This is a genomic window from Dactylosporangium vinaceum, assembly GCF_019904175.1.
Classification (GTDB): Bacteria; Actinomycetota; Actinomycetes; order Mycobacteriales; family Micromonosporaceae; genus Dactylosporangium; species Dactylosporangium vinaceum.
Window position 1 is genome coordinate 3,695,326 of record NZ_CP061913.1, and the last position, 24,136, is coordinate 3,719,461.

The window sequence follows — 24,136 nt, forward strand, 5'->3', positions numbered from 1 at the left end:
CGACGAGGTGCGTCAGCGTGCCTGCGTGTGCGCTTGCCCGCTCCGTCAAGCAGATAGATGCCCAGCACGAGGTTGACGTTGGCGACCTTGTCCTCGGGGTGCGGCTTCGACGGGAATGGTGGATGAGTCGTTACCCCTGTCCCGCGGCTCCCCCGCCAGACATCGCACAGCAGCGGGAGGCGGGCTTCGAACGCGGAAGAGGCCGCCGATCCCCGTCAGATCGACGGCCCCGGCGGCCGTTGTGTGGTGTTGGTGAGTGGGCCTATCCGCCGATCTTCTGCAGGACGAACGACGCGGCGGCATTCTGATACCGGTCGAGGTACGTGATGTGGACCTGGCTGCTGGTGCCGTGGTCGCAGAACCGATCGTCACTGTCGCAGTAGGACTGGATCCTGCTGGCGTAGTGGAGCAACGCCTGGAGTTGGGCCGCCGAGCGGGGGAACAGGCCGTCGTTGGCCGAGGTGCCGACGTCGTAGGGTTGGTTTACGACGTGTCGCGGGTCGCCGAACTGGATCACCGCGAGGACGTGGTCGCCGATCGACGTGCTGATCGGCGGGGTCTGCGCACCCAACCCGCCACCGCCACCGCCGCCGAGCACGTCGCCGACGACGTGCGCGCCCTGCGAGTATCCGACGAGGATGATCTTCTGGGTGGGGCAGGCCTGCACCTGCGCGGTGAGCTGCGCGGTCAACGCCGACACGCCCTGTGCCGAGCTCGACGGATAGTTGAGGAGTGTGGCGGGGTAGTCGACGGCGGCCCGGCTGACGGTCTGGGTGCTGCTGTTCACGATCTGGGTGACCAGCGCACCGCTGATGCCTTCGCCAAGCGGTTCGGTGGATGCACGCGCGGTGATCACGTGTACCGCCGCGCAGCCGGAACCGGTGTAGGGCACAGCGTTGGCCGGGTTGACGCCGATACCGACGGCCGCCAGGGTGGCGGCGCCGATGAGCAGAATACGGGTGGACGGTCGCATCCGCCGGGTGCCGGCAATCACGGTTGACACTCCTCAGTGGACAGTTGAAGCGGTTCTGGGACGCGTTGCTTCACTTCGGTGGCGACCACCACGGCTCGCAGGTGCTCGCGGTCGGGCTTGCCGAGCGAGGTCAGTGGGATCCGGTCGAGCATGGTGACCTGCGGGGTACCTGGTGATGGGCGAGCCGATCACGGCTGAACGCGACGAGCTCCTCCGCTGAGGCTGACTGTGTGGATGACCTCGTCGAGGTAGGCGCCTGCGTTCGTCAGCGCGAGTGTCTGATCGAGCAGCGAGTCGAAATACTCGGCGGTATCGGTGGGGTCACCACCGCGACACCGTCCGCGACCGGGTGCGCCACGCGCTGGGGCACGTCACCGCCGAGGAGGTCCTCCATCGTGACGTCGCCTTGCCACGTCCGATCCGCGATAGGCATAAGCACGTATCAAACTATTGCACTAACAGTGCAGTCGATGTCAAGCTGAAGATCGTGGGTCGCCACGTCGCGACACGGATGTGGGGCAGGGCAACGGCCGGAGGCGTCGACCCGTCGTTGGCCGGACCATACGGGCGGATTCCGTTCGTGCTGCCCGTGGCCGGGCTGGTCAACCGAGTCGGGGCGCAACTGCTGGCCCGCTGATCCAGGGCTTGAGGGAATTCAGTGACAAGGTGGCCGGCTCGATCGCGGCCGCGTCCATGCTCGCCGCGGCCGGCTATCCGGCGGTGGCCGCCCAATCCAGCGTCGAGCGGCGCCGCCGTGGCGAGATGGCCTGCCGTCCACAGTGGAGGGCCGTCAGGCTGGGTTCGACCGGTCGTTCAGCAGCGCCTCGATCACGCACCGCAGGCACTGGTGCACCTCGGCCTGGCTCAGGCGGCGCAGGTGAAACCAGGACGCCCAACTCACCGCGGCGTCGAGCGCGGCCGACACGCGTGGCTCGCGGCCGGCCAATTCGGTGGCGAAAACCTCGGCGATCTGGTCCCTGAGCCAGGCGTCGCACCGGTCGATGATGTCCGCCAGCGTCCGGGAGAACGGCGCGGCGCCGATCGCGCTCCGGCGAATCGGGGTCATCGTCTCGTAGATCCGTTGGCGCTGAGCAAGGAACTGGTCGATCCGCTCGGTCAGCGGCAGGTCCGTGGCGATCGGCTTCATGAATGTCGACAGGCGCTCGCCTTGCACGACCGCGACTTCGGTGTAGAGCTCGTCGAGATCGGCGAAGTGGACGAACACGCTTCGTCGCGACACGCCGGCCCGTTCGGCGATCGCGTCCGCGGTTGGCCGGCGCTGCCCCTCTTGGAGCAGGTTGAGCAGCGCTTCACTGATAGCCCGCCGGGTCCGCTGGGCATCGTTGATGCGTCGACCATGAGTGTCAGGAACCATCGAATCAGAAAGTACCAGTGCCGTTCGATGGTCGTCAGCGCCGGAACCATGAAGAAGGTCAGGCTGACACGGCGGGCACCCGGGCTCGGGGTTGCGGTGGTGCACGGCGCCGCCACTGTCACGGTTGGCGCGTCGCGGTCGGTCGGACCCCACACCTGCACCGCCGCGGTAGGCCGTGGTCAGGCGACCCGGCACGTCACCGTGAGGTCGTCCACCCGCATGCCGACCACGCCCCACTCCTGCCCGACGAGCACGACGCGGAAGACGACGTCCCGCGCACTCACGTTCCAGTAGCCGGTGGTCTGGTAGCGCCACGTCCCGACCTTACTCAGGTCGGTCAGCTGGACCTGCTTGTTCATCTCGTAGACCCGGTTGTCGGCCCGGAACACGTCGATGCTGATCGTCACGGGGGTCTGCCGGGCATAGTCGATATTGGTCCAGACGGTCAGCTGGCACTGTGTCGCGCCCGCCGGGAGGCCGACGCGGCGGCCGAAGGACAGCCAGTTGGCACCGTAGCCGGAGTTGTTGAGGATCGAGGCGTACTGGGTGCCGCGATGCGCCTGGGCCTCGTTGTCGATGACCTCGACGGGGTTGCAGGTCCGATACTTCGGGCAGTCCTCCGGGCCGCCCCCGTCGCGGAACCACAGCGACTCCGTGCCCTCGAAGCCGTCCTTGAGCTCCCAGATGGTCGTGGCTTCGGCCGGGACGCCGAGGCCGAGGATCACCGCGCAGACGGTCAGCACCGCCACACCAGCTTGCCGCAAACGGCGTGTCATGGACGCGGACGGTAAGGCGGCGGTGACCCGGCGGCAACGAACGGCCGCCGGTCGCTCGTTGCGACCAGCGCACCGTCCGTGAAACTTCCGCCGGGCCACGTCGGCTCGGTCAGCAGCCGCGCCAGACCACCGGCACGGTGTTGTTTGGGGCGATGGGCACGCTGTGGTCGCCGACGGTGCCGGTGGCGCCGGCCACGACCGGGCCGTTGACCGAGCCGGCCAGGTCGTGCCCGTCGGCGGTGAGGCCGGCGACGATGCTGCCGCCCGGATCGAAGTCCGCCGGCATCGGCAGGACGTAGACCTGGCCGTCCCGCCACACGGCCGGCTCGCCCTGGTTCGTGAGGCCGGCCACCGCGCCCGACCCGCTGACCCACTCGCCGCTGATGCCGGGGATCAGCTCGACGGCGCCGGTGCGCAGGTTCCAGCGGGCCGCCAGCATCGCGAAGTCCGCGTTTTTGTCGCCGGTCGGCGGCTTGGACGCCGGGCCCGCCGCCCAGTCCCCGGCGGCCGACCGCGGGGCGCTGCTCTCGGTGCCGGCCGGGCGTGCCAGGGCGACGGCCGGGCTGCCGGGCGTCCAGCGCACGGGGCGGCCGCCGGACTGCTCGACGCCGACGGCCACGCCGGCGTCGGTGAGGCCGAGGCCCGACCGGCCCGGCAGCACCGAGACGATCGCGGCGCCGCCGGCGGTGCGCCAGGAGACCGCGATCCAGGTCCCGTCGGCACGCACGAGCGTGCCGAGGACGTCGCCGCCCGCGTTGACGGCGTAGGCAGTGCCGCCGATTGCGCCGTCGGGCAGCGGCAGCCGGATCAGGCGGGTGCCGTCCCAGGCGACGGGGCGCTGCTCGGCGTCGTCGCCCCGGCGGTCGGGCCCGGTGAAGCCGACGATCATCCCCGCCGCGTTGACCGCCTGGGGGACGAACGACTCCGGCAGTACCGCGACAGCGCCGCCGCTCCACAGCAGCGCCTTGGCCGCGTTGCGGTCGCCGGTCTTGCCGATGACGAGCCGGCCGGACGGGTCGATGCCGCTGGTCATCACGCCGCCGGAGACGCCGGGCGGCAGCGGCAGCCGTTCAACGGCGCACCCAGGACCGGCGGCGGTGATCGACGGCCCCGCGAAGGTGCGGGCCACCGCGACGGCCCCGACGACCGCGAGCACAGCCGCCGCGGTCGCCGCCGCCCCTATGCGCCGCAGCCGGCGGCGGCGCCGGCGCCGGGCCTCGGCCAGCACCTGGGCCACGGGCAGCGGCGGCATGGGCACGTCCTGGCGGGCGTAGTGGTGCAGCGTCTCCTCGATCATGCCTGCCCCCTGCGGTGGGTGATGACGGTGGCGCGGGCAGGCGCGTCCTCGAGGAGCGCGCTGCGCAGGCCCTGCAGCCCGTGGTGGGTGCGGCTCTTGACGGTCCCCTCGGAGCACTTGAGCACCTTCGCGACCTCGGCCACGGGCATGTCGCAGAGGTACCGCAGGATCACGACCATCCGCTGCGCCTCCGGCAGCCGGTGCAGGGCGGCCCGCAGCGTGAGCCACTCGTCGACCTGCCGGCTGCCGGACTCGACGGGCGTGTCCGGCGGATCGTCGCGCAGCAGCACCCGGGCCCACCGGTGCCGCCGGTAGCTCAGGCACGCCCGTACGACCATCGTGTGCACATACGCGTCCAGGTTCGCGACGTCGGTGAGCCTGCCCCACCGCCGGTAGAGCACGCTCAGCGCGTCCTGCACCGCGTCGTCGGCCCGGTGACCGTCGCCCACGACCAAGCGCGCAACCCGCCGTAGCGACGGCAGCCGGGCCTCGACGTAAGCGACGTAATCCTGTTCGGCGCGCAACGGCCGCCTCCCTCGTGTGGTCTCCCTGATCGATGCCGCCGGCCGGGCGCCAGGTTCAAGATCGTCACAGCTTTCGCCCCGTCAGCCGGCGAGCCGCCGGACCGCGATGCCGCTCTCCGTGACACAGCCCAGGTGAGTGCGGCTCCATCCGCAGCCGCCGACGGCGAGGGTGCCCAGCGGCACCGGGCGCCGTCGAGCGGACGATCGCCGTGGAGCGGGTGCACCGTCGCGGCGTACGACACCGCCGAGCCGTACTTTGCCACGCTGTAGAGCGTGCAGACCGCCTGCGATCAGGTCGGTCCCGCGTGGCGAACAGCAAGCCGGCCGGCGCCGGTCAGTGCACGGTGAGGGCGTTGGTCGCGGCGGTCAGCAGCGCATCGAAGGCCTTCTCGCGCTCCCACGGCGACAAGAACAGCGTGCTCTGCGGGTCGATCGGCCGGAGCAGCAGGCTCAGGTTCCGGTCGTGGTCGAGGCAAGTGACCCCCAGCGTGGTGTATTGCTGGGTGTCAGCGGCGTCGTGCCGCGCCCACCGCAACGTCCGCGCCCCGCAGCCGCTGATCGTCTTGACGTCGTACTCCTTGGTGCTGCCCGAAGTCGCCGGTACCGCCGAGCCGAAGCTGCTCTCCGCCTCGGCGGCCGTGGCATAGCGGGCGACCGTCACGTCCACGCGAGCCGGAGGGATGGCCTGCTGGTACCGCCATTGGCATCCGAAGATGGCCGTCTCCCGGGTCTGGAGCGGGTACAGGTGCGACACGTTCTCGCTCCCTCCGGTGACAACGGTATCGAGCGCCTTGAGTCTGTCGGTCCAGTTGCCGCGGTGGCAGTACTCAACCGGGGAGGTGGCCTCCGGGCCAGTCGTAGTGGGCTGGCTCGGGGTCTCGAGGGCCTGCGGATCGCCGGCCGCGCCGTCCCGGTTCGCGAGCGCGACGGCCGTCACGGCGACGATCGACGCGACGATCGCGGCCACCCACAGCAGTTTCGTCCGCCGGGGCAGCGGCGGGGGCGTCCGCGGGCCCGGCGAGCTCGCCGGGCGCTCCGACGGGTCCGGTCCGGGGGAGTCCGGCACCACCGGCACGATGGGCACCGGCACGGTTGGCGTGGGCGGGTTGGGCGCGGGCGCGGGCGGCGCAAGGTCGTCGGCCGGTATGTGGGCGGCGCCGGCCGCGACGACGAGCTGAGGCTCCTCGATGACGATCGGGGGTGTCCCGAGCGCGCGGTGGACCAGGGTGGCGACCAGCGGCGTGCGGGTGGCGCCGCCGACGAGGAAGCAGCCGGCGAAGTCGGCGGGCGGGACACCGGTCTCCCGGAGGGTCGCCGCCGCGGTGTCGACCGTGCGGGCCAGGAGCGCGGCGGCGGCCCGCTCGTACTCCTCCCGGGTGATCAGCACGTCGCGGTCGAACCGCGGCACGTGCACGGGCGCGCTCGACTCCCGCGACAGCGCCTCGCGGGCGTGCTTCGCGTCCTCCCACAGCAGCGCGGACTGCCGCCGGTCCGCGGCGTCCGCGGGGCCGGTGAGCCGATGCCAGGCCTGCGGGTCGAGGGCCCCAGGATGCCGCCGACGTGCCGCACCACGACGGCGTCGAGATCGATGCCGCCGATGCCGTCGAGGCCACGGTACGCCAACGTCCGGAAGCTGTCGGGGGTCTGCTGCACGACGCTGGCGTCGAAGGTGCCGGCGCCCAGGTCGTAGACGAGGATGCTGCGGCCGGTCCCGATGCGGTGGTCCAGGACCGCGGTGAAGAATGCGGCGGCCGCCACCGGCTCGGCGACGAGGTGCGGGGCGGGCAGCCCGGCTCGCGCGGCCGCGTCGGCCAGGACCGAGCGGCGCGGCCCGCCCCAGGACGCCGGGTGGGTGAGCGTCAGACCGCCGACCGGGGCGTCGAGGGCCCGGCGCGCCTCCGCGCCCACCCGCCGCAGCGTGGTGGCGATCAGCTCGGCGACGGGGTAGGGCCGGTCGCCGAGCAGCACGTCGGCATCGTCGATCCGGCGTTTGGGGTTGGGCTCGAACCGGCCGGGCTCGCTGCGGGCGTGGCGCTCGGCGTCGCGCCCGGTCAGCACGCGGCCGTCGGCGGTGGCGAAGACGGCCGAGGACAGCAAGGGCGAGCCGTCGAACAGCAGCGGCTGCTGCCGCCCGTCGGCGTGGCGGAGCACAGCGACCGTGTTCGACGTCCCGTAGTCGACGCACAACCAGTCCGCGGGCACGCCGTCAGCGTACTGGCTTCCGGCCGGCGGCCTGACCCGGCCGACCAGCCGCCCCACTTCCCGCGCAGCCCTGGATCAGATCCGCCGATCGGCGGTGATCACCGCCGGTGGCGGCAGCGGGACGGCGACCTCGGCCTGCCACGGCATCCGCAGCACCACGACGTCGTCGGCGGAGAACCGCACCGCGCCTTCGGTCCCCCAGTCCATGTACTCGTGCGGATAGGCGGACACGGGCATCTCGACGCCGACGTCGGCCCCGTGCCACACGCCGTCGGGCAGGTGCAGGACGTGCAGGCGTGCCCAGTCCAGCATGACCCGGACGCCGGGTCCCTTGGCGAACAGATCCGTGAAGTGCCCGCCGGTGCCGCGAACCCGGAACCCGTCCGCCACGAACGAGACGACCCAGTCCCCGCGAGGGGAGAACACCGGCGCGCTCGCCTTACCCGCTGCCGGCGCCAGGCCACCGATGTGCGCGAACGTCGGCTGCATCTGGAACAGCTCGTAGCCATGCTCGGACCGGCCCGAGTCGATGACCAGCGCCAGGTATCGCTCGTCAGGCGACACCACGAACGCGTACCCCGCCACAGGGGTCCGTAGCGATCATGCCGGTACGCCAACGCGGCACCGACGCCACCGGCCAGTCGCCCCGGACAACCGTCGGTCAGGGCGTGCGTGTCCGGATACAGCGCCGAGCTCCGACGTACCGGGCGTGAACGACTCTTCGCGACGAGCGGCCGCCCGGCTCGCGGCCGCCGCCATCGTCACCTACCAGCTCCTGCTCGTTGCCGCGGTCGTAGCGCGGCCCGACATCGATGTCACGCACAAGCCGGTCAGTGAGTATGCCATCGGCCGGCCCGGCTGGATCGCCGTCGCCGCCTTCCTGGCCTGCGCGCTGAGTTATGCCGCGCTGGCCGCTGCGGTCCCTGGGCGCACGGCCGGGGTGCTGCTCGTCATCTGCGCCGCCGGCACGGCCGGTGTCGGCGTCTTCGTCGCGGATCCGGTCTCCACACCGCTGGACCGGCTGTCCACGATCGGCACACTGCACGTGATCGCCGGCCTGAGTGCGCTGCTCCTGCTGCCCTTCGCAGCGCTCTTCGCCGGTGGCCGCCGCAAGTGGTTACCGCTGGCCGGGCTGCTCGGCCACTACGCACTGTCCGTCGTCATCCCACCCGAGGGCTGGCCGCCGCGGCTGCTCTTCCTCACCTACGCGATCTGGGTCGTGCTCACCGCCCAGCACGTCCTCCAGCAGCTTCGGCCAACGGTGGCGCCTCGTCAACAGCGTGCCACCTGACGCTGCGATGCGTGGCTGCGGTCGCCGGTGGCAGCCGGCGACCGGGGTCGCGTCAGATCCGTACGACGCCGGCTTGGATCGGGCCGTCCACGGCGTAGGGCGGGCCGGTCACGACGAAGACGAGGCCCGGCGCCCGGCGTGGGCCCGGCCCGTCCAGGGGGATGGTCTGGCGGCTGTAGCCGCGGGGGACGGGTGACGTCACCCGTGTCCACCGGCGCGGGTCACCGCCGTGCCGGTTGACGAAGAAGTCCTGGTCGCTGTTCGCGGTGACCACGATCGTGCCCGCCGGTCCGCCGGAGTCCGACCAGGATACGGTCGGTGCGGCCGATGGGATGTAGCCGTCCTGGTCGTGCAGGACGAAGTCCGGGGCCGAGTCGAACAGCTCCGGGTCCCGGGCCAGGCGGTAGCGCACGGCGTACGGGTTGCCGGTCTTGTCGTTGCCGTTCTCGTAGGTGAGGATCCACAGGCGGGGGTTGATCTGGGCCAGGGTGGTCATCCCCGGGCGCAGGTCGTAGTCGGGGTCCGCCACGTCGTTGACGACCGGTCCCCAGGTGCGCAGGTCGGTGCTGGTCTGGTGGGCCAGCTTCTGCCCGTGCTTCGGGTCCCGCTGGTCGGAGTAGTAGACGACGAACCGGTTGTTGTGCAGCAGCAGGAACGGCTCCCACACCGGGGTGCCGCCGTTGTTCGGGTTCGGCGGGCCGCCCTGCGCGACGGTGCTCAGGTGCTGCCAGGTGAGGCCGCGGTCCCGGCTCGCGTACAGCTCGATCCTGGTACTGGTGAAGTCGCCCAGGTCGTTGCCGGCGAACAGCAGCGTGCCCCTGGGCAGCCCGGCGAAGGGGCGCGGCAGCTCGTAGAAGGCCGGCTGCAGCCATACCCCGGCCGCGTCGCCGGTGCTGGGCACGTTGCTCAGGTGCTGCCAGGTGTGCCCGTCGTCGGTGCTGCGGAAGATCGGGAATCCGGCCGCGCCGAACTGCTGGTACGACGCCAGCCAGGTGCGTGAGCCCTCGAGCCGCACCGCGCGGGCGTAGGCGGCGCCGCCGCCCGGGTCGGTGACGACCACGGGGCCGAACGGCGCCTCGCCCCGCGGTGCCGGCGGCGCCGCTGCCGCCGGTTCGGCGAAGCTCAGCGGCAGTCCGGCGGCCATGAGTGCGCCCGCACCCAACAGTGTCCGGCGCGACAGGCTCGCACCTCCCGGTGCCTGCGGACCAGTGGATGTGTGCGGTTGGCCGTGACGTTGATCCTGCAAGGTCCCTCCAAAGACAAAACCAAAGGCATGAGTGGAGTGGGTACCGCCGGCAAGGCGCCGATCGCCGCCGAGCCGGACACGTCGGCAACCTCGGCACCCCGTCAACGGCCTACTGCCGCCCGCTGTGTGCGGTGGTGCCCGGCCCGGGATCGCGGACCGGGCACCGCCATCGGACGCCGAGGTGCGGGGCGGGCTGGATCAGTGTCCGGTGCCCGCGCGGCGGGGTGCGCCACCCGTGGCCAGACGCAGGTCCTGCTGCATGACCGTGTACGCCGGCTTCGGGTTGAGGTTGATGTCGTAGATGAGCGCGTACCCCTCGCCCGTGAAGACCGCGGGGATCCAGGAACTGGCGTCGGTCAGGCCCCAGATGGTGAACGAGATGCACTGACGGACGAACAGACAGGCCTTGAGCATCTGGTCGTACTCGAACGGCTGCGCGAAGACCGCGAGGTGATCGGTCGGCACGTTGTCGGTGGCGTTGTTGACGAACGTGCGGACGTCGGCCTCGGTGATGGCGACCTTCAGGCCCAGGTCCGCGTACCGCTGGAGGTCCTGCTGCATGAGCGTGCCGGAGAAGCCGTACTGGGTGTCCAGGTGGCCCTGGTCGCCGATGCAGTCAAGCGGCACCCGGTCGGCCAGCGCCTGCTTGGCCCACGCGTAGACCGCGTCCGCCTTGGCGTTGCTGCCGTCCTCGCCGCCGATGTTGTAGTCGTTGTAGCACAGGATCGCGTGCGGGTCGGCGGCGCGTGCCCAGCGGAACACGTCCTCGAGAATGCCGGTCCCCAGGTGCGACACCCAGAAGTCGTTGGGGTTCATCTGCGACGGCGTGCTGTCGGTGAAGAACTCGTTGGCGACGTCCCACTGCCAGATCTTGCCCCGGAAGTGGGTGACCTCGTCGGTGACGTGCTTGCGCAGCAACGCCCGCAGCTGGTCGTTGCTGATCGTCCCGTTCGTGACGCCGTCGGTCAGCCAGGTGGGCAGCTGGTTGTGCCAGGCCAGTGTGTGCCCGCGGACGAGCTGGTCGTGCGCCCGGGCGAACGCGACCAGGTTGTCGCCGCCGGACCAGTCGTAGGTGCCCTGGGTCGGCTCCACGAGCTGCCATTTCATCTCGTTGCCGGGCGTCACCACGGAGAACTGGTCGCCGATGATCTGCCCGTAGGCGGCCAGCTCGGACGGGACCGCGGCGGTGCCCATGCGCAGCCCGATCGGTGCGGCCAGGGTGCGCAGTGAGTCGGCCGGCGGCCGGAAGCCCGAGTGGTCGGACACCGCGCTGGCGGCGGTGCTTCCGGTGAGGACGAGCCCCGCGAGCGCGGCTGCGATGGTGAGCAGACGGCGTGATCGCACCGTGAGCCTCCTTGAAGGTGGCGTGAGGGATTCCGGTACGGAGTACCGAAATTTTCGCAACTTCAGCAAAAGTTTCGGGGCGAGGATATCGACGCGTTCGACAAGCGTCAATGTCGACAACCGCGCCACCTCAGCGCCGGTCCCTGCGTGCACTGCGACGCAACGCCGGCACCTCGAGCACGGCATCCCCAGGGACCGGCGCCTGCCCGCCGAAGACCTGGGAATCCCGCACGGCACAGGCCGGCGACATCCGCCGACACAGTGGTGGCGTGGCCTTCGCCGCCGGCCGCCCGAACTCCGGAACCTTTCACGCATCGACACGAGCCGCTCATCGGCCCGATCCCCGCCGGGCTCCACTGACGCGGGGTCGGACGGGCGGGGTCGGATCGGCGATGATGATCGCGATGAAACTGTTGGTGGCCGCGATTCGGGCCGGTGATGTCGAGCGGCTCGACCAGCTGCTGGAGGCACTGCCCGGCGTCGATCTGCGCGGCGAGACCGGCAGTGCGCTGCTGCGGGAGGCGGCCGACACCGGACGGCCCGAGCTCGTGAATTCCTTGCTCTGGGCCGGTGCGGACCTGTATCGCGCCTGGCCCGACGGCGTCGACGCGGTGGGTTGGTTCGCGGATCACGGGGCCTGGAACATGCTGCTGACGGTGCTGCCGCAGCCGGGCAGCTCGTTCCACCAGCCCTCGGTTCCCGAGTCGTCGCTGCGCGCGGCGCTCGATCTGGCTCGGAGTTGGCTCACAGTCGACCCGGAACAGGAGCTCCGTCGCCGTCTCAACGCACCGGACACCCCGGCAACACTGGTGCAGCGCGATCAGGTGTTCGCGTGGCACGACGGCGGCTCTACCGTGGTGCGGATCCGTGTCCGCACCACCGGCGGCCGTCAGGGCCAGGTCTGGGTGGCGCACCGCGCGGTGGTCACGCTGCTGGAAGCGCACCTGGGCATCGTCACGTCGAACGACGAGCTGGCCGACCGGGCCGTGCACACCGCCGACCCCGATTCGTGGGACAACAGCCAGGTCCACGCGACGATCACGCAGCGCGCGGAGCGCGACGCCGGGGTCTTCGACTGGCTCGCCGCCCGGCTGACCCACCCCGCGGCCGCCCACCGGCTGCTCGCGGCCCAAATCCTGCACGGGCTGTCGTTCGACGAGCGGCCGTTCGACGCCCCGGCCGCGGACATTCTCGCCGACCGGGTCCGCGACGAGCCGGACCCGGCTGTGCTCGACAGCCTGATCGGCGCCCTCGCCGAGTACGCCCTGCGCGCCCGGCCCGGCACGGACCTGCCCGAGATCCTGCCGCACGCCCGGCACCACGATGCGTCGGTCCGTGCCCGGGTCGCCGCGGAGCTGGTCGTGGCCACTGGTTCGCGGCGCAACTCGCTGCTGCGCGGCCAGGCGCATCCTCCAGTGCCCGCGGTCATCACCACCTTGATCGAGCTTGCCGCGGACCCGGACGCCGACGCCCGCACGGCGGCACTGCAGGTCCTCGCCGACTCCTACCTCGACACCGTGCAGCTCCACGCCGTCTTCGCGGAGCACCTGAGCGACCCGCACCCACCCGCCCGGATGGCCGCCGCCGTCGGGCTGGCGTTCCGCAACGATCCGCGCGGCCGGGAAACGCTGCACCGTCTGGAGGCCGACCCGGCCACCGCGGACACCGCGCGCCGCCACCTCGCCGATCTCGACCGGCTCGCGGGCCGTCTATCCCATCCCGAGCTCGCTCCCTGACACCGCGATTCGGGCAGTTGCGCCGGCCCGGTGTGCGTCTTATTGTTTCCATCGCCGAAATATTCCATCGTCGAAGTACTTTTGGGCACGGGGTCGATCGCCACGACGGCCGGGCTGATCGGCGGATCGGGAAGGAAGACCGTTGCGGCGCTGGATAGCCCTGATACTGCTCAGCCTCGGCGTCTCGATGATCATCGTGGACGCCACGATCGTGAACGTCATCGTGCCCGTGCTGGTGCGCGATCTGCGGCTGACCTCCACCGATACGCAGTGGGTCAACGAGGTGTACTCGCTGGTGTTCGCCGCGCTCCTGCTGACCTCCGGGAGCCTCGCCGACCGCCTGGGCCGCCGCCGGATCTTCCTGCTCGGCGTCGGGGTCTTCGCCGTGGCCAGCGTCGCCTGCGCGCTGGCGCAACGCACCCCGGCCCTGATCGGCGGCCGCGTCGGGCAGGGCATCGGTGGCGCGATGATCCTGCCGACCTCGCTGTCACTGATCAACGCGACCTTCCGCGGCCGGGAGCGGGGCATCGCCTTCGCCGTCTGGGGCTCGACCATCGGCGCCACGGCCGCGCTCGGACCGCTGATCGGCGGCTGGCTGGCGACCGACGCGTCGTGGCGGTGGGCGTTCGGCGTCAACGTGCCGGTGGCCCTGGTGATCGTCGCTGTCCTGCCGGTGGTCCTGCACGAGTCGCGCGAGAAGGTACGCAGGCCCGGGCTCGACGTGCTGGGCTCGCTGCTGTCCGCCGTCGGTTTCGCGGCACTGGTGTTCGCGCTCATCGAAGGCCGCACGTACGGCTGGTGGTCCAGCGCCCGGCCGTTCGATCTCGGCGGGTTCGCCTGGAATGCCGCAGTGTCGCCGATCCCGGTGGCGTTCGCGGTCGCGGCCCTGGTACTCGGCGGCTTCGTGATCTATGAGCGCCGCCGCCGGCGCACGGGCCGCGCGGTGCTGCTCGATCTCGACCTGCTGCGCATCGAGTCCTTCCGCAACGGCAACATCGCGGCGATGGTGGTGTCCCTGGGGGAGTTCGGCCTGCTGTTCGCCCTGCCCCTCTGGCTGCAGTACACGCTGGGGTACAGCGCCCTGCGCACCGGCGTGGCGCTGCTGCCGCTGGCGATCGGGTCGTTCCTGGCCAGCGGGATCGCGCAACCGTTGACGGGCAGGCTCGGTGCGGTCGCCGTCGTCCGCCTCGGGATCGTGGCCGAGATCGCCGGCGTCGGCGGCCTCGGCCTCGTCATCGGGGCCGACACGCCATGGTGGGCCACCGCCATTCCGCTGCTGGTCTACGGCGTCGGTGTCGGCCTGGCCACCGCCCAGCTGACCGGCATCGTGCTGGCTGATGTGCCGGTCGACGCCGGTGGCCAGGCGTCGGGCACGCAGAGCGTCAGCCGCCAGATCGGCTCGGCCCTCGGCATCGCTGTGCTCGGCACCGTGCTGTTCAGCCGCCTGCAGGCCGGCCTGGCCGAACGACTCGCGGGCACGCCCGGCGGCGACCGCATCGCCGACGCCGTCGGGGCGAGCGCCGGCGGGGCGATCAGCGGACTCGCCGCCGACCCGGCCACCGCGGCCGCCGCCACCGCCGCGCGGCTCGCGCTCGCCCACGCGGCAAGTGTTACCGCCTACACGGCCGCCGGATTCCTGCTGCTCGGCCTCCTGGCCACCCGAACGCTCGGCCCGCCCCGGACGTCCGCGCGCCTCGAACCGGCCGACGCGCCGGCGCCGCAGCAGTCACGCTGATGCCGCACCCGTGCCCGTCGACCGGTCCCCGACTCGATCGACGCCGGCGTCCGGCTCGAGTCGCGAAGCGGTAGCGGACGATGTGCCTCATCGACACGGTGAAGGACCTGGCGTGACTGCGCCGCGTGCGTAGCCCCGGTGCACACTTCGGCGCCGGCGGCACGGTGAAGTGACGAAGCCTACTTCCTGCGTCCACGGACGGCGCAGGGCCCGAACCCTCGGATGGATGAGGGAGAGGACTGCCCGTGGACACCGTGAGGACCGTGCTCGACCGGCTGCGTGCCGCGCCGTCCATCGTCGACGTGCTGAACCTGGCCGGTGAGCTGGCCGACGTCGTTGCCGATGGTGCCGGCCGCGAGGACGTGCGGCTGCTTGTCGAGGCCATCGAGGACGCCCGCGACCAGCCGACCGGCATCGCGGCCGTACACGCGCTGGCCCGTGGGTTCGACGACGAGGCCGACGCCGTGCTGTCCGAGTTGCTGTCGCATCCGCGCGGGTACGTGCGCGAGCACGCCGCCTGGGTGCTGGGCTCGCGGCTGCCGCGGCTGGACGCGATCGGCCGGCTGGTCGCGGTCGTCAGCGCCGGGGGGTTCTCCGCGGTCCTCGCCCAGCGCACGCTGGAGGCGTGGGCCGGCGCGGCGCCGGAACACGTGGCGCTGGCCGTCGAGGGTGCCCTCGCCGCCGCGACGGACACCGGCGTGCGGGCGCGGCTGGTCGAGACCCTCGGCCTGGTGCCCGGACCCCTCGCCGGCCGGGCGCTGCGGCACATCGCCGTCGCCGACGACGAGGCCCCCGGCGTGCGGCTGGCGGCTGTCGGCGCTCTCGGTGACCGCACCGGTGACCTGGCGGCGGCGGACGTCGTCGACCGGCTGTCGGCGGGCCATGGACCGATCGCCGACGCCGCGCGGCTGGCGGCGACCGATCTCGCGCCGTCGGCGCCGGCACCGGGCGACGGGCTCACCGTCGCGCAGCTGTTCCTGCACGCCGACCTCGACCGCGACCTGACCTGGACCGGGAAGGGCGACAACGGCGGCATCGCCACGCTCCTGGTCCGCCTCGGTGACGCTCTGCAACGACTGCCGGAGGTCGGGCGGGTGCTCACCATGTCCCGCGGCAGTCTGCGTGACGCGGTCGCCGCGGCCGGCTCGCCGTCCGAGGGCCACCACCTGCTGCCGGTACCGATGCCACCCGAGCTGCGCGACGCCGGCGCGGCCTGGGCGGCGCGGGTGTCGGTGCGCCGGGGCATCCGGCGGCTGCTGCGCACCGCCGCGCCGGTGGACGTCCTGCACCTGCGGATGGCCGACGTCGGCTCGCTCGTGGCCGGCGAGGTAGCGCACGACCTGGGCATTCCCGTCGTGTTCACCCTGGCGCCGGACCCGCACGTGCTGATCAGCGCGCTGGAGCGCGACGGCACGCTGTCGCGGGCCACCTTCGGCGACGTCGACGAGCGCGAGCACTACTGGTTCCGGGCGCGCCTGGTGCGGCGTCTCGCCCAGGCCGCCGATCGGGTCGTCCTGCTGCCCCGCCCGGCGCTGCCCGCCACCCTGTGGCGGCTGCTGGCGCTGGACGTCGAGGACTCCGCGCGGTACACCGTCGTGCCGGAGGGCATCGACCTGTCCGTGACGGACGCCGCCCGTACCGGTGACGGCGCCTCGGCCACGGCGGCGCTGGGGGAGTTGGACGAGCTGATCGCCGCGCTGCCCGCCGGGCGCAGAGGGCTGCCGCTGGCCGTCAGCGTCGGGCGGCTGCACCGCGTCAAGGGCATGCCCGACATCGTGGCCGCCTGGGCCGGCGACGCCGACCTGCAGGCCCGCTGCAACCTGCTCATCGTCGGCGGTGATCTCACCGAACCGTCCGCGGAAGAGCGGCGCGAGCTGGACCGGATCAGTGCCGTGCTGGGCGACGGCGGCGCAGCCGACGGGCTCGTCCTGGCCGGACACCGCCCCAACGCCGTCGTCGCCTCCTGGCTCGCCGCCGCCCGCACCGGCCGGCCCGGGCTGGTGGCCGCCGGTGGCATCTCGGTCAGCGGCAGCGTCAAGGAGGAGTTCGGCCTGGCCATCCTCGAGGCCCTCGCCGCCGGGTTGCCGGTCGTGGCGCAGGGCTCAGGCGGCCCCGCCACCTACATCGAGGACGGCGTCACCGGCGTCCTCGCCGACGGCACCGGCCCGGCGGAGCTCGGCCGGGCCATGCACCGGGCCCTCGACCTCGCCGGGGCCGCGGACGCCGACGCGCGCGCGGACCGGGCGTACCGGATGGTCCGGGACCGCTACGCCGTGCGGTCCATGGCCGAGTCGCTCGTCGAGGTGTACCGCAGCGTCGCCAACCGCGGCCGGGTCGCCGCATGAGGCTGCTGGTCATCAGCCCCGACTACGCCTCGCACCTGCTGCCGCTGGCGACCCTGGCGACGGCCTGGCGCGACGCCGGCGACGACGTGGTGGTCGCGACCGGCCCGGCCACCGAGCACATCGTGGCGTCGTTCGGCTACTCCCGCACCGACCTGCGGCTCGGCCGGGGCTCGAACCCGGGCGTCATACGCGCCGAGCAGCAACCGGTGGGCGAGGACGACGCGCTGCGCGGCTTCTTCGCCGCCACCACCGCGGGCATGACCGCGACGCTGCAGTTCCAGGCCGACGCCCGCCGCAACGACCTGCTCTGGGAGCCGGTGGACACCGCTCGCGCCGTCCTGCGCATCCTGGACACGCTGCGGCCCGACCACATCCTCGTCGACCATCTCGCGTTCGGCGCCAGGCTCGCCCTCGCCGCGAGCGGCGCCGACCACGCCGACGTCGTACTCGGGCACCCCACCGCCCTCGTCGTCGGCGGCGAACTCTACGGCTACCCGACGGCGTGGCCGGCCGCCTTCGCCCCCGACGCCGCCGCGCTCGACCAGCTGCGCCGCCGCTGCCTGCAGGTGCGTGAACAGTTCACCGACGACTGGAACCGGGCCCTGCGGGTCCTCGACCCGGGCGCGGCGACGGTCGACGACGCGTTCGCCGCAGCCGGCCCCCGGCTCCTGCTCAACTACCCCGAGCCCCTGCACGACCCGGCCCGCACCCGGCTCCTGCCGCCGCACACGTTCCTCGGCTCGGCCGTGCGCACCGAGACCCCGGACGCCGACGTGGCCGCCTGGCTGCACGATCCCGACCCGCGCCCGATCGTGTACGTCAGCTTCGGCAGCTTCCTGTCGGCCCGCGCCGACGTGCTCGGCCGCGTCGTCGAGGCGCTGCGCCCGCTGCGCGTGCGGGTCGCGGTGACCACGGGCTCCGCCGACACCCGCGACTGGCCGGCCCTGCCCGGGCATTGGCTGGTCCGCGAGCACCTGCCGCAGGTCGCCGTCCTGGACCGGGCCGCGCTCGCCGTCACCCACGGCGGCAACAACAGCGTCACCGAGGCGCTCAACCGCGGGGTACCACTGCTCGTCCTGCCGTTCTCCACCGATCAGTTCGCCGGCGCGGCGGCGGTCGAGGACGCCGGGCTGGGCACCGCCCTGGCGCCCAACACGGCGACAGTTGCCGAGCTGCGGTCCGCGGTCACCACGGTCCTGGAAGGCCCGGCGGTCGCCGCGGCCCGGAAGGTCGGCATCGACCTGCGCGCGCATCCCGGCGCCGAACTGGCCCGCCGCGCCCTCGCCGGCCGGTGAGCCCGGTGGCGGCAACGCCGTCCGCCGAAGCTCGCCACGTCGGTTACCCAGGAGCTCCAGCGTGCTCGGTACCGGCATGCTGGGCGCCCGCGCGGACCGGCCGGCTGATCACGGCCCGCCGAGGCCGGCGACCGCGCTAGCGTTGGACCATGCCGAAAGCAATCTGGAACGGGACGGTCATCGCCGAGAGCGACGACACGGTCGTCGTGGAGGGCAATCACTACTTCCCGCGGGCCGCCCTGCGTGACGACGTGGTGCGGGAGTCCGGTACCCACACCGTCTGCCCGTGGAAGGGCGAGGCGTCCTACTACACGCTCGAGCACGACGGCACCCGCAGTGCGGACGCCGTGTGGTACTACCCCGACCCGAAGCCGGAGGCGTCGATGGTCCGCGACCGCGTCGCCTTCTGGAAGGACGTCCAAGTCGTCGGGTAAGGGTCGATGCGGGCGGCTACCAGTGGATTGACGTCCACCGGTGCCGCCCGTTCCCGTGACCGGGCCGGCGACCCGCCCGGCCGGGCGTCAGGTGATCTGGACCGCGAGGATGGCGAGGTCGTCCGCCAGCGGCTGGTCGCTGTACTCGGTGATCTTGGTCTCGAGGAAGTGGACGAGCCCGGGGACGTCGCCGACCGGCGCCTCCGCGATGAGCTCACGCAGCCGGGCTTCACCGAGCAGCGTCTGGCCGTTGCGGCGTTCCGTGGCCCCGTCGGTGTACAGGACGATCGTGTCACCGGGGTGGAGCTCATGACGGGTGACGGTATGGGTCGGCCGGGCGACGATGCCGAGGACGAGCCCGGGGGTGCCCAGGGCCTCGACCCGGCCGTCGGCGCGGCGCACGAAGGGCAGCGGATGCCCGGCAAGGACGAGGGACATGACGACGGGCCGGGCGTCGACGTCGAGGACGGCGTACGCCTGCGTGCAGAACTTGCCGTACGGGGCGTCCTCCAGCAGCGCGGTGTTCACGGCGGCCATCACCTGGCCGATGTCCGGCAGCAGTTTGCCGAACGCGCGGGTGCTGTGCCGGACCAGTGCGGTCCGGGACGCGGCGACCGGTCCGGTACCGCAGATGTCGCCGATCGTGACGGCCACCCGCCCGTCGGCCGCGGCGAACACGTCGTAGAAGTCGCCACCGGCCTCCGCGCCGTGCTCGCCGGAGTGGTAGCAGCTGCCGAACCGCAGCCCGGCGACCGCGGGCAGCTCACGCGGGAGCAGTCCCTGCTGCAGGAGGTGGGCGACGTTGCGCTGCCGGTTGAAGGTCTGGACGTGCTGCACCGCGGCGGCGACCCGGCGGCCGAGCTCGGCGGCGAACGGGACGTCGCGGTCGGTGAACGGCTCATCTCCCTCGCGGATGAGCGTGAGCGCGCCGATGCGCTCGCCCGCCTGTTCCATGGCGACGACGAGCCACGAGGTGGTTGCCAGACCACTGAGCACGGCGCGGTGGTGCGCACTGCGCGCCAGCCCGTCGAACGCGGCCCCCGGGTCGGTGACGAGCTCCGGCTCGCCGGTGCGCAGCACCCGCCCGATGCCGGTGGGCGAGTCCGCGAGCGGGGGATAGCGGTCCAGCAGCGCGTGCAGCGCGGCGAGGCGGCCGTCGTCGACGTGAGCGCTGGCGGTCAGGTGCGGAGGCATGCCGGGTTCGCCCGCGAGATGGATCATCGCACCGTTGGCTAACCGGGGCACGACCTCGGCGAGGAGTGCGCTGAAGACCGCCGGGGTATCGGCCGCCTCGGCCAGCCGATCGCTGAGGCCGGCGAGCATCTCGAGCTGCGCATAGGCGCGGGCCGACGCGTCGCGGTGCCGGGTGCGTTCGAGGGCCTGCGCGAACTGGCCGGTCAACGTGGACAGGAAAGCCCGCTCGGCCGCGTCGAATGCGTGGACGGTGGGGAAGTGGAAGCTGACCGCGCCCAGGAGCCGGTCCTGCACCGTGAGCGGCAGTATCGCCGTGGCCGTGGCGCTGCCGGCGAGGTACTGCTCGGCCTCGGGAAATGCGGCCGCGCGGGCCGTGGCGTCACCGAAGAACAGGGGCCGGCCGGTCCTGGCCGTGTAGGCCATGGGCAGCGGCGCGCCGACGTCGAAGGCGAACCGGTCCGGTGTACCACTGGGGCGGTTGAGGCTCGAGAGCACCACGAAATGGTTGCCGCTGGCATCCGGCACGACGGCGCCACCGCTGCTCGCGCCGACCCCGGCCACGCCGTGGAGCATCAGCGCATCGATGACCCCCGCTGTGGTGTCCACCGACGAGAGCGCCGCGGTGACTGCGGTCAGCACCTCGGCCCGGGCCAGGTCGACGCTGCCCTCGCGCAGCTCCCACAGCAGCGTATCCGGGCCGATCCGGCTGGCGTGGTACGTGTACACGCCGGGCTGGTAGGTCTCCGGTTCGGTCCAGCGCAACCGGCCCGACTCCGCCACACCGCTGTCCAGGACCCGAAGGCATGCCGCGAAGGAGCCGTTGGCCAGCATGTGCGGCCACAGCTCGCTGCACAGCCGGCCGATCGCCCCGGCCCGGTCGGGCTGGCCGGCGCGGGCGGCGGCGTTCATGTACGCCAAGCGCATGTCCACCGCCTGCCCGGCCGCGTCGCGTACTGCGGTCGCCAGCGTCACGGCCTGTGACAGCAGCTCCAGCGCGGCGGCCGACGCGGTGTCGCCGAGGACGTTCGCTGCGCCTGCCTCGCCGGCCTGCGTCACGTCGCTGCCGTCATCACGCATAGGACCAGGCGGCGCCTTGCCGAGTGGCGGATGTACCCGATCACGGTTCATAGCCTAACGACGACCCGGCAACGGCGGGAACAGCACAAACGGCCATGACGCCGGCCCGGAATCGTCCGGCTGAGGACGGCTTCACCGCGGCGACCGGCACGGCTCACCATGTTTGCCTGGGCGACGGTGCGGGCGTGGCGACGAGCGCGGAATGTCGGCGGCACTCAGGTGAGCGACCGGTCCGGGCAGCGTCGCATCTGCGCCCAGACGCGCTTGCCGTCGCCGTGTGTGTCGACGCCCCAGGCCAGGGCCAGGCTCTCCACGATGGCGAGCCCCCACCCTCCGGTGTCATCCGGCGTGCGTGGACGCGGCACCTCCGGGCTGCCGTCGTATGCGCCGATCGTCAGCACATCGTCGCGGAGGTGCAGTTCGACCGCTATGTCCCCGCTGCCGTGCCGGAGGGCGTTCGTGGCCAGTTCGCTGACGATGAGCAGTACCTCTCTGAGCCAGTTCTGGTCGTTGAGACTCCAGCCGTCGAGCACGGCCCTGACCGCCCGCCTGGCGTGCGCCGGTGCGTGCAGCGTGACCGGCAGATCCAGGTATGCCGTCAGCCAGCCGCGAGAGGCTGCCGATGACCCGCTCGTTTCGGGAGCAGCAACCACGGGGGCGGCCACAACCACACCTCCGGCAGCGACTCGAAAGCCATTTCGATGGTTCGACGATGCACTGTCCGGTCAATCAACGCAATTTTCGACGCAACATCTGTTAGGTCGATCATCGCTGAAGTCCGAGGCGGCATTTTTTTGCTACGGTCGCAGACAGCCATGACCGACTTACAACTCTGCCGCGACAGCCTGGACGGACTCAGCGTCGGCGACGCGCTCGGCGCCCAGTTCTTCGTCCCCGGCACCACATTCCAAGATCTTCTCGACGGTACCGCACCCGCCGGCTCCTGGCCCTGGACCGACGACACCGAAATGGCCCTCTCGCTCGTCGCCGAACTCCACGCCGACGGCCACATCGACCAGGACCGGCTGGCCCGCCGCTTCGCCGAGCACTTCGAGCCGTACCGCGGCTACGGCGGCGGCGCCGTCGTCATCCTGCGCCGCATCCGCAACGGCGAACCATGGCGCGACGTGGCCCGCGACGCCTTCGGCGGCCAAGGCTCCATGGGCAACGGCGCGGCGATGCGCGTCGCACCGCTCGGAGCGTTCCACGCCGGCGACACGAAGACCGCCGCCCTCGAAGCCCTACGCTCGGCCGAGATCACCCACGCCCACGCCGAAGGCATCCTCGGCGCGGTCGCCGTCGCCGTCGCCGCCGCGGAGGCCGGCTGGGCCCGGCTCGTGCGCAACCGCCCCACCCCGGCCGAACTCCTCGACGCCGTCGCCGGGTTCCTCGTCGACAGCCAGGTCCTCACCGGCGTCCGGCGCGCGCAACACCTGCTCCGCGCGAGCGTCGGCGAGGCCGCATCCGAACTCGGCAACGGCACCCAGGTCCTCGCCCAGGACACCGTCCCCTTCGCACTCTGGGTCGCCGCCACCCACCTCGACGACTACCCGGCCGCGATCCGAGCCTGCGTCGAAGCCGGCGGCGACGTCGACACCACCGGCGCCATCGCCGGCGGGATCGTCGCCGCCTACACCGGCCGCGCCGGCATCCCCGAAGCGTGGCTCACCCAGCGCGAACCCCTCGCCGAATCCGGGATCGGCGCCGGCGGAGCGGAGAACCGCTGACATGCCCCGCGTCGTCCCGGCGGTCATCCGCGCGCTCGACATCCTCGAGCTGTTCCTCGACCGCCCCAAACTCTCCGCCGGCGAAATCGCCGAACGACTCGGCCTGCCCCGCACCACCGTCCACGAACTGCTCGTAACGCTCGTGGCCCGCTCGTACCTGATCTCACTGCCGGGCAAACCGGTCCAGTTCCGCCTCGGGATGCCGGTGTTCCAGCTCGGCGCCGCGTTCGCCGGGCAGCTCGACCTCGTCCGCGAAGCGCAGGAGGTAGCCCAGGACCTGGCCGCCGCCTGCGACGAGGCCGTGCACGCCGCGGTGCTCGACGGCACCGACGTCATCTACCTGGTGAAGGTCGACAGCACCCACCCGGTCCGGATGGTGTCCGCAGTCGGCCGGCGCCTCCCCGCGCACTGCACCGCCGTCGGCAAGGTCCTCCTCGCCTGCCTCGACCCGGCCGAACTCGACGCGCGCCTGCCCGACGGTGAACTGTTCGGGATGACACCGGACAGCATCACCACCCTGGACCAGCTACGGACCGAACTCAACAGGGTCCGCGCCGCGGGCGTCGCCGTCGACGACGGCGAGTCGGACAGCTCGGTGCGCTGCGTCGGCGCGCCCGTCCGCGACCACACGGGGGCGGCGGTGGCCGGGATGAGCATCTCCGCACCGATCATCCGGTGGACACCAACCGCCCAAGCCGAGTGGACCCGCCTGGTCCGCGAGGGCGCGGCAGCACTGTCGGAACGGCTCGGATACCGGCCGCGGAACTGAACGCGCCCAAGCGGCAAACAACACCACGCAGCCTGCGGTTCCTGGCCCGTCCACCGAGATCTCGGTGACCGATCGCAGTGCCGGCTTCGGTGACCCGCTGCCGAACTTGGCGGTCGAGGACGCCGCAATGGACGCCGCCGTCCACGCGTACAAAGACGAGGGTTGGCGTGTCGAGGCCGTCAGCCGGGAGAAGCTCGCCTGGAATCTGTCCTGTCCCCACCCTGGCGGCAGGACGGCCCAGGCGAAGTCAAGGGCGTCAGCGGGAGCCGGGCCTACGGTACTGCTCACGGCCAACGAGGTACGCGCCGCGACCAGCGAGCGCGACTGGGTGCTGCTGGTCGTGCCGTGCGCACCTACACAACGTGCCGGCATCTTCAGGTCGACCGGGTGGTAGGCGTGCGGCGGCGACCAGAGCGTTCGCCGAACGTGCCCCGCCATCTGAAGAGCAGGTCGGCAGCCGCTTCAACCTGGCCTCCGGCCGGCAGATACACCAGCGCCCATCCGATCGCCGGGGACCGGTGGTCGGTGACCGTACCGAATACCCGTTGTCGCCCCCGGCGGGCCGTCGGGCTGGCCAGATCTCCCATCGGCCGCCGCGCCCGCGCTCGAGCCGGGCCCCGGCTGCGCCGCCGCAGTCCGGCGAGCTCGCCGGCCACCTGGACCAGAGGCCGGCCCGCGACAACGACGGCGACCGGCTGGGCTGGCGGGGCGGCGGCCGCTCGCGAGTCGATCTCCGCTGTGTCGCTGTCCTGGCGGAGGGCGGCGAACCAGCGCGGTCAGGCCGGGCACGGCCCGG

At 72.3% G+C, this 24,136-nt stretch carries 21 protein-coding genes; 9 read left to right on the forward strand and 12 right to left on the reverse strand.

All coding sequences use genetic code 11. From position 1 onward, the window contains the following. Nucleotides 1–262: 262 nt before the first annotated feature. The 8 genes from Dvina_RS16560 to Dvina_RS16605 all read right to left on the reverse strand — a co-directional run bounded on the left by Dvina_RS16560 (nucleotide 263) and on the right by Dvina_RS16605 (nucleotide 7,714). Nucleotides 263–994 carry a cutinase family protein gene (locus tag Dvina_RS16560; RefSeq protein ID WP_223103365.1) on the reverse strand — a complete coding sequence of 244 codons (732 nt, stop codon included), beginning with the start codon at nucleotides 992–994 and terminating at the stop codon, nucleotides 263–265. A gap of 769 nt (nucleotides 995–1,763) precedes the next feature. Then, a complete protein-coding gene (locus tag Dvina_RS16565) occupies nucleotides 1,764–2,348 on the reverse strand; it encodes a TetR/AcrR family transcriptional regulator (protein WP_223103366.1) in 585 nt (194 codons plus the stop codon). Nucleotides 2,349–2,527: 179 nt separating this feature from the next. Next, nucleotides 2,528–3,124: a hypothetical protein gene (locus Dvina_RS16570; RefSeq protein ID WP_223103367.1), complete on the reverse strand. Its 597-nt coding sequence runs from the start codon at nucleotides 3,122–3,124 to the stop codon at nucleotides 2,528–2,530. 109 nt (nucleotides 3,125–3,233) lie between these two features. Then, nucleotides 3,234–4,421 (reverse strand): hypothetical protein, encoded by a 1,188-nt coding sequence (locus Dvina_RS16575; protein ID WP_223103368.1) that lies wholly within the window; start codon nucleotides 4,419–4,421, stop codon nucleotides 3,234–3,236. Next, entirely contained in the window at nucleotides 4,418–4,945 is a 528-nt protein-coding gene (locus Dvina_RS16580) for a SigE family RNA polymerase sigma factor (protein ID WP_223103369.1), read from the reverse strand. The genes Dvina_RS16575 and Dvina_RS16580 overlap by 4 nt, the downstream gene beginning before the upstream one ends. A 334-nt stretch (nucleotides 4,946–5,279) precedes the next feature. Further along, complete coding sequence (locus Dvina_RS54260) at nucleotides 5,280–6,419, reverse strand: Hsp70 family protein (protein ID WP_281428414.1); 1,140 nt, start codon at nucleotides 6,417–6,419, stop codon at nucleotides 5,280–5,282. Next, nucleotides 6,326–7,147: an Hsp70 family protein gene (locus tag Dvina_RS55195; RefSeq protein WP_223103372.1), complete on the reverse strand. Its 822-nt coding sequence runs from the start codon at nucleotides 7,145–7,147 to the stop codon at nucleotides 6,326–6,328. Before Dvina_RS55195 ends, Dvina_RS54260 begins: the two co-directional genes overlap by 94 nt. Nucleotides 7,148–7,222: 75 nt before the next feature. Beyond that, nucleotides 7,223–7,714 (reverse strand): hypothetical protein, encoded by a 492-nt coding sequence (locus Dvina_RS16605; RefSeq protein WP_223103373.1) that lies wholly within the window; start codon nucleotides 7,712–7,714, stop codon nucleotides 7,223–7,225. A 142-nt stretch (nucleotides 7,715–7,856) separates the two neighbouring features. Here Dvina_RS16605 and Dvina_RS16610 point away from each other — a divergent pair, with 142 nt between their 5' ends. After that, the gene (locus Dvina_RS16610; RefSeq protein ID WP_223103374.1) at nucleotides 7,857–8,438 is read left to right on the forward strand and encodes a DUF998 domain-containing protein; all 582 of its coding nucleotides are present in this window, start codon (nucleotides 7,857–7,859) and stop codon (nucleotides 8,436–8,438) included. A 52-nt stretch (nucleotides 8,439–8,490) separates the two neighbouring features. On the opposite strand, the gene Dvina_RS16615 is transcribed toward Dvina_RS16610, so the two are convergent. After that, nucleotides 8,491–9,582 (reverse strand): sialidase family protein, encoded by a 1,092-nt coding sequence (locus Dvina_RS16615; protein ID WP_223103375.1) that lies wholly within the window; start codon nucleotides 9,580–9,582, stop codon nucleotides 8,491–8,493. Nucleotides 9,583–9,882: 300 nt separating this feature from the next. After that, complete coding sequence (locus Dvina_RS16620; protein ID WP_246656261.1) at nucleotides 9,883–11,028, reverse strand: endo-1,4-beta-xylanase; 1,146 nt, start codon at nucleotides 11,026–11,028, stop codon at nucleotides 9,883–9,885. Nucleotides 11,029–11,420: 392 nt separating this feature from the next. Here Dvina_RS16620 and Dvina_RS16625 point away from each other — a divergent pair, with 392 nt between their 5' ends. From Dvina_RS16625 to Dvina_RS16645, 5 genes are all read left to right on the forward strand, one after another. Next, on the forward strand, nucleotides 11,421–12,764 hold the full coding sequence (locus Dvina_RS16625; protein ID WP_223103377.1) for a hypothetical protein: 1,344 nt from the start codon (nucleotides 11,421–11,423) through the stop codon (nucleotides 12,762–12,764). 187 nt (nucleotides 12,765–12,951) lie between these two features. Further along, complete coding sequence (locus Dvina_RS16630) at nucleotides 12,952–14,499, forward strand: DHA2 family efflux MFS transporter permease subunit (RefSeq protein WP_223105563.1); 1,548 nt, start codon at nucleotides 12,952–12,954, stop codon at nucleotides 14,497–14,499. 245 nt (nucleotides 14,500–14,744) lie between these two features. Continuing rightward, nucleotides 14,745–16,844: a glycosyltransferase gene (locus Dvina_RS16635; protein WP_223103378.1), complete on the forward strand. Its 2,100-nt coding sequence runs from the start codon at nucleotides 14,745–14,747 to the stop codon at nucleotides 16,842–16,844. After that, a complete protein-coding gene (locus tag Dvina_RS16640) occupies nucleotides 16,841–18,139 on the forward strand; it encodes a nucleotide disphospho-sugar-binding domain-containing protein (RefSeq protein ID WP_223103379.1) in 1,299 nt (432 codons plus the stop codon). The genes Dvina_RS16635 and Dvina_RS16640 overlap by 4 nt, the downstream gene beginning before the upstream one ends. A 149-nt stretch (nucleotides 18,140–18,288) precedes the next feature. After that, nucleotides 18,289–18,573, forward strand: coding sequence for a DUF427 domain-containing protein (locus Dvina_RS16645; protein ID WP_223103380.1), 285 nt, complete (start codon nucleotides 18,289–18,291; stop codon nucleotides 18,571–18,573). A gap of 87 nt (nucleotides 18,574–18,660) precedes the next feature. Here the strand turns inward: Dvina_RS16645 and Dvina_RS16650 are convergent, their stop codons facing one another. Further along, entirely contained in the window at nucleotides 18,661–20,844 is a 2,184-nt protein-coding gene (locus Dvina_RS16650; RefSeq protein ID WP_223103381.1) for a GAF domain-containing SpoIIE family protein phosphatase, read from the reverse strand. A 215-nt stretch (nucleotides 20,845–21,059) separates the two neighbouring features. Continuing rightward, nucleotides 21,060–21,509, reverse strand: coding sequence for an ATP-binding protein (locus Dvina_RS16655; protein ID WP_223103382.1), 450 nt, complete (start codon nucleotides 21,507–21,509; stop codon nucleotides 21,060–21,062). Between the two features lie 150 nt (nucleotides 21,510–21,659). Here Dvina_RS16655 and Dvina_RS16660 point away from each other — a divergent pair, with 150 nt between their 5' ends. From Dvina_RS16660 to Dvina_RS16670, 3 genes are all read left to right on the forward strand, one after another. Further along, on the forward strand, nucleotides 21,660–22,571 hold the full coding sequence (locus Dvina_RS16660) for an ADP-ribosylglycohydrolase family protein (protein ID WP_223103383.1): 912 nt from the start codon (nucleotides 21,660–21,662) through the stop codon (nucleotides 22,569–22,571). Nucleotide 22,572: 1 nt separating this feature from the next. Further along, the gene (locus Dvina_RS16665; protein ID WP_223103384.1) at nucleotides 22,573–23,340 is read left to right on the forward strand and encodes an IclR family transcriptional regulator; all 768 of its coding nucleotides are present in this window, start codon (nucleotides 22,573–22,575) and stop codon (nucleotides 23,338–23,340) included. A gap of 64 nt (nucleotides 23,341–23,404) precedes the next feature. Continuing rightward, nucleotides 23,405–23,734, forward strand: a complete 330-nt coding sequence (locus tag Dvina_RS16670) for a hypothetical protein (RefSeq protein ID WP_223103385.1) — start codon at nucleotides 23,405–23,407, stop codon at nucleotides 23,732–23,734. Nucleotides 23,735–24,136 lie beyond the last annotated feature (402 nt).

Bases quoted from the DNA above. Each gene is read 5' to 3' on its own strand.
- Dvina_RS16565 (WP_223103366.1), bottom strand. From the start codon at position 2,348: ATGGTTCCTGACACTCATGGTCGACGCATCAACGATGCCCAGCGGACC.
- Dvina_RS16570 (WP_223103367.1), bottom strand. From the start codon at position 3,124: ATGACACGCCGTTTGCGGCAAGCTGGTGTGGCGGTGCTGACCGTCTGC.
- Dvina_RS16575 (WP_223103368.1), bottom strand. From the start codon at position 4,421: ATGATCGAGGAGACGCTGCACCACTACGCCCGCCAGGACGTGCCCATG.
- Dvina_RS16615 (WP_223103375.1), bottom strand. From the start codon at position 9,582: ATGGCCGCCGGACTGCCGCTGAGCTTCGCCGAACCGGCGGCAGCGGCG.
- Dvina_RS16625 (WP_223103377.1), top strand. From the start codon at position 11,421: ATGATGATCGCGATGAAACTGTTGGTGGCCGCGATTCGGGCCGGTGAT.
- Dvina_RS16630 (WP_223105563.1), top strand. From the start codon at position 12,952: ATGATCATCGTGGACGCCACGATCGTGAACGTCATCGTGCCCGTGCTG.
- Dvina_RS16640 (WP_223103379.1), top strand. From the start codon at position 16,841: ATGAGGCTGCTGGTCATCAGCCCCGACTACGCCTCGCACCTGCTGCCG.
- Dvina_RS16645 (WP_223103380.1), top strand. From the start codon at position 18,289: ATGCCGAAAGCAATCTGGAACGGGACGGTCATCGCCGAGAGCGACGAC.
- Dvina_RS16650 (WP_223103381.1), bottom strand. From the start codon at position 20,844: ATGCGTGATGACGGCAGCGACGTGACGCAGGCCGGCGAGGCAGGCGCA.
- Dvina_RS16660 (WP_223103383.1), top strand. From the start codon at position 21,660: ATGACCGACTTACAACTCTGCCGCGACAGCCTGGACGGACTCAGCGTC.
- Dvina_RS16665 (WP_223103384.1), top strand. From the start codon at position 22,573: ATGCCCCGCGTCGTCCCGGCGGTCATCCGCGCGCTCGACATCCTCGAG.